This window comes from Staphylococcus sp. GDX8P80P (genome assembly GCF_017893095.1).
Classification (GTDB): Bacteria; Bacillota; Bacilli; order Staphylococcales; family Staphylococcaceae; genus Staphylococcus; species Staphylococcus borealis.
The window spans coordinates 20,687-27,530 of record NZ_JAESMI010000039.1; the positions used below are offsets into that span (position 1 = coordinate 20,687).

The following is a 6,844-nucleotide window of genomic DNA, read 5'->3' on the forward strand; positions in this document are numbered from 1 at the left end:
CTCACCACTTATTTCTAGTTGTACTAGACACTTATCTGTATTAAATCTTTATTACATACTTCTTTCTTTTATCCGTTCAAGTAGTGTACTTATACTAAATTAATACAATTTGGCATGATATTCCATTTCATTTTGATTACATGTCTATGAATTTTTTGTGCACTACTATAAAATTTCAAATAATATCCTTAGAAATATAATTTACTTTTCATAAGTGTATAACACATTTTCACCGATTAATGTATCGTGTTTGATATAAAATCGACTAAAATATGACGTATTCATCTTTTATTAATAAAGTCGAGTAAGTATTCATACCTTACCCGACTCATTTCAAATATTATTTAGTTAAACTATCTTCAATTTCTTTGATAGCTTTTTTTGATAAATTAACTGCTTTTTCTCCATTTTTTGTATCTTTTTTCAATGCTTCTTGTGCTTCTTTACCATGATAAAGTTCTATAATTTTCTTGAAAGTCTCATTATCTACATCTTTAGAATTTACTGCTACAACATTAATATATGGTTTAACTGCATCAGAAGACGTTTTTTCTAAATAAATAGGATCATTCTTAGCATCTAATCCTGCTTTAGTTGCTACCCCATTATTAATTACTGAAAAATCAACATCATCTAAAGCACGCGCAGTTTGTTGAGCGTCTACTGCTTTTATTTTTATGTTTTTAGGGTTGGATTGAATATCTTTAATAGTTCCATTTAAACCAAAGTTGTCTTTAAGCTTTAATAAACCTGCTGATTCCAATAATTTTAGAGCACGTGCTTGATTTGATATATCATTAGGAATTGTAACTTCTGCACCATCTTTTATATCTTTAATATTTTTCACCTTTTTAGAATAAATGCCTAATGGTGCTAAGACAGTTGTACTAATTGCCTCAATTTTGGCATCTTTATGTGCTTTTTTATACTCATTTAAAAAAGCAAAGTGTTGAAATGCATTCATATCAATATCGCCATCACTCAATGCTTTGTTTGGCACGTTATAGTCTGAAAAGTGTTTAATTTCAATATCAATATTTTCTTTTTTCGCTAATTCTTTAACTTTTTCCCATGCAGCTGTATCGTTTGAGGCTACGCCTAGCGTCACTTTTTTATTGTCTCCGCCTCCACCACAAGCTGCAAGGACGATCAACGTCGCTAATATTAATCCAATAATCTTTTTCATTCACAAAGTCTCCTTAATAAAATTATATTTCAAGTAACTAATTTCGACGAATTAATCGAGAAATAAAGTTACCTAATGATTGAATAATCTGTACGATAATTATTAATACAATAACTGTGATAATAATGACTAAGGTGTCAAATCTTTGGTAACCGTACACTAATGCTAAATCACCAATTCCACCTCCACCAACTGCACCAGCCATAGCAGTACTACCAATCAACCCTATAATAGCTGTCGTTATTGCCAATACAAGCGAGCCTAACGCTTCCGGTATTAAAAAATATCTAATAATTTGAATAGGTGATGCTCCCATCGCTTTCGCCGCTTCAATAATGCCAGCATCTACTTCTAGTAGTGAGTTTTCAACTAGTCTAGCTATATAAGGCGCTACGTACACTGTTAAAGGAACTATAGCTGCTGTTGTCCCTATTGACGTTCCTACTAATAATTTCGTAAAAGGCACAATAGCTATTAATAAAATAATAAATGGTATCGATCTTAATATATTTATAATCGGATTAAGTATGTGATTTACAATAGATTGAGGCCATATACCATTTTTACGAGTTATAACTAATAGAACACCTAATGGAATACCAATTAAGGCACCTATGATAAGTGCAACTGTGACCATATACAATGTTTCATATAATGCTTGTAATAATTGAGATGCATCAATACTTGAACCAAACATCTAATGCACCTCCTCAAACTGAATACTATGATTCTTAAAGTAGCTTTCTAATTTATCACGCTTAAAATTGCTGTCATGATTAAATCTCAACCATAAATAGCACACTGTTTCTTCTTGAATATCAGACATTGATGAAAATAAAATATTAATATCGAAATTATATTGACTAATGAGTTCATTTATAATAGGAAATTTAATTTGATGTTCATCAATAAAAAGTTTGTAATCCGTATAATGACAATCCTTTCTTTTAAATGATTCAAGTAAATTATGTGACGGTTCTGTATTTATAACTGTAGAAACAAAGCTTTTAGCAGTTTTAGTTTGAGGGTGACTAAACACATCTTTAACAGTGCCCAATTCAATCACTTCACCGCGCTCCATAACTGCCACTCGATTACAAATTTTTTGTATTACACTCATTTCATGCGTAATCATCATAATTGTTATACCGAAAGTCTCATTTACATTTTTCAATAAATGAAGAATAGAGTTTGTTGTAGCAGGATCTAGCGCACTTGTTGCTTCATCACATAATAAAATTTTAGGATTAGTGACAAGTGCTCTAGCTATTGCGACACGTTGTTTCTGTCCACCAGATAATTGATCAGGAAACTGATTTTTCTTGTCTGCTAATCCTACAAATTCTAGCATTTCTTCTACCTTTTCTTTTATTTCAGAACTACTTTTATGATTTAAAATAAGTGGCATTGCTACGTTTTTAAAAACTGTTTTTGAGTTTAAAAGATTAAAATGCTGAAATATCATTCCTATATCTTTTTTTATGTTACGGAGTTCTTTTTTTCTATATGTATTAATTTCATGACCATTGACAATCACTTGTCCATTTGTTGCTTTTTCTAGCTGATTGACCAAGCGTACGAGCGTACTTTTTCCAGCACCACTATAGCCAATAACACCAAATATATCGTTTTTATCTATTTTGAAAGATACTTCTTTTAAGGCATGAATTTTTTCATGCTTTTTGCGAAATACTTTATTCACATTTTGAAATTCAATCAATCGATGTCACCCTCATTTATTACTTCTATTGCCTATATGAATAAATGAATTATATTTAAAAGTAAATTGTGCGTCAATATTATTTTAAAAATTTTTAAAATTTTCTGAATTTAAAGATAGAACAAAATTATTTTGATATCATCATTTCTTACCTATTTCTGCCTTTTTTAACAATTTAAAAAAACCCTAAAACAACACGTATTGTTACGTAGTTATTTTAGGGTCAACATCTTTTTTTAAGATTTTTATTTTTTTATAGTTATTCCAAAGTATCGATGGCTTGTTTTAAATCTTCAACTAAATCTTCAGTATCTTCAATACCGATTGATAAACGTACGAGTCCATCAGTGATACCTTCTTTAGCACGTACATCGGCAGGGATAGACGCATGTGTCATTAAAGCAGGCACTGAAATTAAGCTTTCAACTGCGCCTAAACTTTCAGCTAGTGTGAAGTAATGTGTTTCACGAATAAGTTGTTTGGCTGCTTCTGTATCTTTTACTTCAAACGCTACGACACCAGTGTGACCGCTAGCTTGAGAAGCATGAATATCATGATTTAAATGGTCTTTAATACTTGGATGGAAGACTTGTTGAACGGCTGGATGATTTTGTAACATTTCAACAATCGCTTCAACGTTACGATTAATTTGTTCCATGCGTAAGCCTAATGTTTTAATACCACGGACTAATAGGTAACTGTCTTGTGGTCCAAGCACACCACCTGTTGAATTTGAAATAAATGCTAAACGTTCACCAAGTTCGTCATCTGCAGTAGCAACTAAGCCAGCTACTACATCACTGTGGCCACCAATGTATTTAGTAGCTGAGTGTAATACAATATCAATGCCGAAATCTAATGGGTTTTGATAATAAGGTGTCATAAATGTATTGTCTACTACTGAAATTAAATTATTTTCTTTTGCAATTTCTGCAGTACGTTTAATATCAGTTACACGTAGTAATGGGTTAGATGGTGTTTCAACATATAACATTTTAGTTTCTGGTTTAATATAATCCTTCACATTTTCGATATGTGTTGTATCTACGAAATCAACATCGATGCCATAACGCGTAAACACTTTAGTTAAGGCACGGTAAGTTCCACCATATACATCAGAATTTAAAATAAGGTGATCGCCCTTATCTAATAACATAATAACCGCACTAATGGCTGCCATGCCTGAACCAAAAGCAAAACCATGTTTCCCATTTTCTAAATTAGCAATCACACTTTCAATAGCACTACGTGTTGGATTAGCGGTACGAGAGTATTCATACCCCTGTCTCAAGTCGCCAATGTCATCTTGTAAATATGTGCTTGTTTGATAAATTGGTGTTGTTACTGCACCTGTAAAATCATCTGTTGTATGTCCACCGTGAATCATTTGTGTTTTTTTCTTCATAATCATTATTCTCCTTTGTAATCAAATATTTTCTTCGACATATAACGATCGCTTCCATCTGGAAAAATTGTCACAATAACGCCTTTATCGATTTTATTTTTAATGTCTAAAGCACCTTGCAGTGCAGCTCCTGATGAGCTACCGACTAACAATCCTTCTTGTTGCGCTAAGCGTTTCACATTTTCAAAGCCATCGTTATCACTCACTGTAATAATGTGATCAACTAAGCTACGTTCCAAAAAGATTGGCCATTTCTCTGAACCAATACCTTCAATATCGTGTGCATGTGCTTCGCCACCATTCAATATTGAGCCTTCAGGTTCAACAATCACATTCTTTACATTGTATTGTTTAAGATGCTGTGCAACACCTGTAAATGTGCCTCCCGAACCAACACCAGCAACAAAGTAGTCAATGTTTGGTAAAGCATCTGTCAATTGTTTCCCTAATGTATGGGTGTATGCAGCTGGATTGTGCTCAGTTTCAAATTGGTTCATATATACCGCTCCGAAATCTCGAGCATAACGTCTTGCTTCAGTTTGCGCACCAATCATTCCTTGCGCTTTCGGTGTACGTTTAATATCAGCGCCTAATGCACGCATGATGGATATCTTCTCCTCAGAAAAACCTTCCGGCGCAAAAATAACACAATTTAAATGATATCGATTAGCAGCAATTGCAAGTCCTATACCTGTATTACCTGCCGTAGCTTCAACAATTGTATCGCCAGATGACACACGACCTTCTTTTATAGCTGTTTCAACAAGATATTTACCTAGTCGATCTTTCACGCTGCCACCCGGATTAAATTGCTCTAATTTTGCATATATCTGAACATTTTCATCGCTGAAACTTTCCAGTAATACTAATGGTGTTTGTCCTATTAAGTCAAATGCAATCATATTAATCATCTAAAGCGATTTATTCGCTTTGACTCAACCTACCTTCTGTTTAAAATATTCATGATTCCCAATACTGTTTTATAAATTCTTACTCAATCACTATGAATTATACGTTAATCTTAAGATTTATGCAAAACTACAAATTTTAAAATTTCCTATGTAATCATACATGTACTCGTATCTCAATAACTATCGTTCAACTTAATACTCGTGTTACGATAATAACGATGCAAAAGCAATAACTGATGATTTATATGAATCATACTTAAAGGAGAATCATAATGACATCAAAAGCCGATTTATCTTTATCTGTGTTCACTAATGAACAGTTTAAAAGTAAAAAATATACTCATAGTACCTTCAGAAACGCGATGTATGACGATTTAGAAGTCAATAAAAGTTATTTTAAAAATTGCGACTTCTCAGAAGGTATATTTAAAAATGTTCATTCCGTAGTTAATACTAAGTTAATTAATTGTGATTTTAGCAGTAGTATTTTTGTGAATATTAATTTCTTTAAGACACTAATGCGTAAAGTGAATTACAGTGTAACTACTTTCGATAATAGTGAATTCAACGCATTAACGATAGAACATACGACCTTTAAAGACTGTAGCCTACGTAACGTTACTTTCAAGGATGTTGTTTTAAAGAAAGCAGTCTTTGAAAATGTAGCATTAGATTTATGCCAACTAGATAGCGTAAAAATTAAAGATTGCATTTTTAAAAATGTTTCAATTAATAATTCTGCAATTTCTGAGAAAGTCATGAAAGAATTACGTAAACAAGACGTTCATTTTGAAAATATGTAACCTTGAGTAGTTACACCTATACACTTCCTAACTTATCAATAATCTCTTTAATGTTCTAAAACATATGTTTCAAATAGAACTGTTAAAGGAATAATCATTTAAGTATTTCAAAGGGAGGGAATGATTCATGGCTACTCATGAAAATGATCACTATAAAGCATTTGAACAGAGTCAACTTCATCGTGACGATTTAATAGATTTAAGCGACTTACAACAACGCGTTGATACATTCAATACAAAAAATAATAACTCAGAATTAAAACAACATATTGATACTGAATTAACGAAATGGAAAGAATATGTAAGAGATTACTATAGGCCTGAAGCACCAGCAGAACAATCACGATTGTCAAATATTGCTGATAAAGTTCAAAGTGATATCAATACAGCCTTTGAATACAATGATGGCGCAAAAATATTTGCGTTTTTAGAAGCTTCGTATCAAAGAAGTAAAGAGGACTTAACCTACGGACGGACGTTAATCCTCTTTTCCGAAAAGGATACAATAAAACGGGCACTCACATTCTTTGATTCTGAGGAAGATAATCGTGAACTTGCCGACTTTATTATTTCTAAAAATATTGAGATTGGTAAAGAAATAATGTCTAACGATTATATAACGTTATTAGAAATTGAGCGCGACTTTATCAATGCTCGTTTCAAGTAAAAAAACAGGAAGTGGGACAGAATTCTTTTAAATTCGTCGTCCACTCCCAGCTTGCTTTGTTTGTAGAATTTCTTGATGAAATTCTCTTTGCTGGGGCCCCGACCCCAACTTGCTTAGCTTGTAAAATCACTTTCGTGATTTTTTGTGTTGGG

General features: G+C 32.5%; 7 protein-coding genes. 2 read left to right on the forward strand and 5 right to left on the reverse strand.

Annotated elements, in window-relative coordinates:
* Positions 1 to 340: 340 nt before the first annotated feature.
* The 5 genes from gmpC to KA858_RS04965 all read right to left on the reverse strand — a co-directional run bounded on the left by gmpC (position 341) and on the right by KA858_RS04965 (position 5,213).
* The gene (gene gmpC / locus KA858_RS04945; RefSeq protein WP_107630185.1) at positions 341 to 1,186 is read right to left on the reverse strand and encodes a dipeptide ABC transporter glycylmethionine-binding lipoprotein; all 846 of its coding nucleotides are present in this window, start codon (positions 1,184 to 1,186) and stop codon (positions 341 to 343) included.
* Between the two features lie 37 nt (positions 1,187 to 1,223).
* Positions 1,224 to 1,883 (reverse strand): methionine ABC transporter permease, encoded by a 660-nt coding sequence (locus KA858_RS04950; RefSeq protein WP_053030236.1) that lies wholly within the window; start codon positions 1,881 to 1,883, stop codon positions 1,224 to 1,226.
* A complete protein-coding gene (locus tag KA858_RS04955; RefSeq protein ID WP_210125816.1) occupies positions 1,884 to 2,906 on the reverse strand; it encodes a methionine ABC transporter ATP-binding protein in 1,023 nt (340 codons plus the stop codon).
* Between the two features lie 259 nt (positions 2,907 to 3,165).
* Complete coding sequence (locus tag KA858_RS04960) at positions 3,166 to 4,311, reverse strand: bifunctional cystathionine gamma-lyase/homocysteine desulfhydrase (protein ID WP_053030238.1); 1,146 nt, start codon at positions 4,309 to 4,311, stop codon at positions 3,166 to 3,168.
* A gap of 5 nt (positions 4,312 to 4,316) precedes the next feature.
* Positions 4,317 to 5,213, reverse strand: coding sequence for a PLP-dependent cysteine synthase family protein (locus KA858_RS04965; RefSeq protein WP_053030344.1), 897 nt, complete (start codon positions 5,211 to 5,213; stop codon positions 4,317 to 4,319).
* A gap of 281 nt (positions 5,214 to 5,494) precedes the next feature.
* On the opposite strand from KA858_RS04965, the gene KA858_RS04970 reads away from it, so the two are divergent.
* Entirely contained in the window at positions 5,495 to 6,025 is a 531-nt protein-coding gene (locus tag KA858_RS04970; RefSeq protein WP_210125814.1) for a pentapeptide repeat-containing protein, read from the forward strand.
* Between the two features lie 127 nt (positions 6,026 to 6,152).
* Entirely contained in the window at positions 6,153 to 6,692 is a 540-nt protein-coding gene (locus KA858_RS04975) for a hypothetical protein (protein ID WP_210125812.1), read from the forward strand.
* The last annotated feature ends 152 nt before the right edge of the window (positions 6,693 to 6,844 follow it).

Bases quoted from the DNA above. Each gene is read 5' to 3' on its own strand.
- gmpC (WP_107630185.1), bottom strand. From the start codon at position 1,186: ATGAAAAAGATTATTGGATTAATATTAGCGACGTTGATCGTCCTTGCA.
- KA858_RS04975 (WP_210125812.1), top strand. From the start codon at position 6,153: ATGGCTACTCATGAAAATGATCACTATAAAGCATTTGAACAGAGTCAA.
- KA858_RS04960 (WP_053030238.1), bottom strand. From the start codon at position 4,311: ATGAAGAAAAAAACACAAATGATTCACGGTGGACATACAACAGATGAT.
- KA858_RS04965 (WP_053030344.1), bottom strand. From the start codon at position 5,213: ATGATTGCATTTGACTTAATAGGACAAACACCATTAGTATTACTGGAA.
- KA858_RS04950 (WP_053030236.1), bottom strand. From the start codon at position 1,883: ATGTTTGGTTCAAGTATTGATGCATCTCAATTATTACAAGCATTATAT.
- KA858_RS04970 (WP_210125814.1), top strand. From the start codon at position 5,495: ATGACATCAAAAGCCGATTTATCTTTATCTGTGTTCACTAATGAACAG.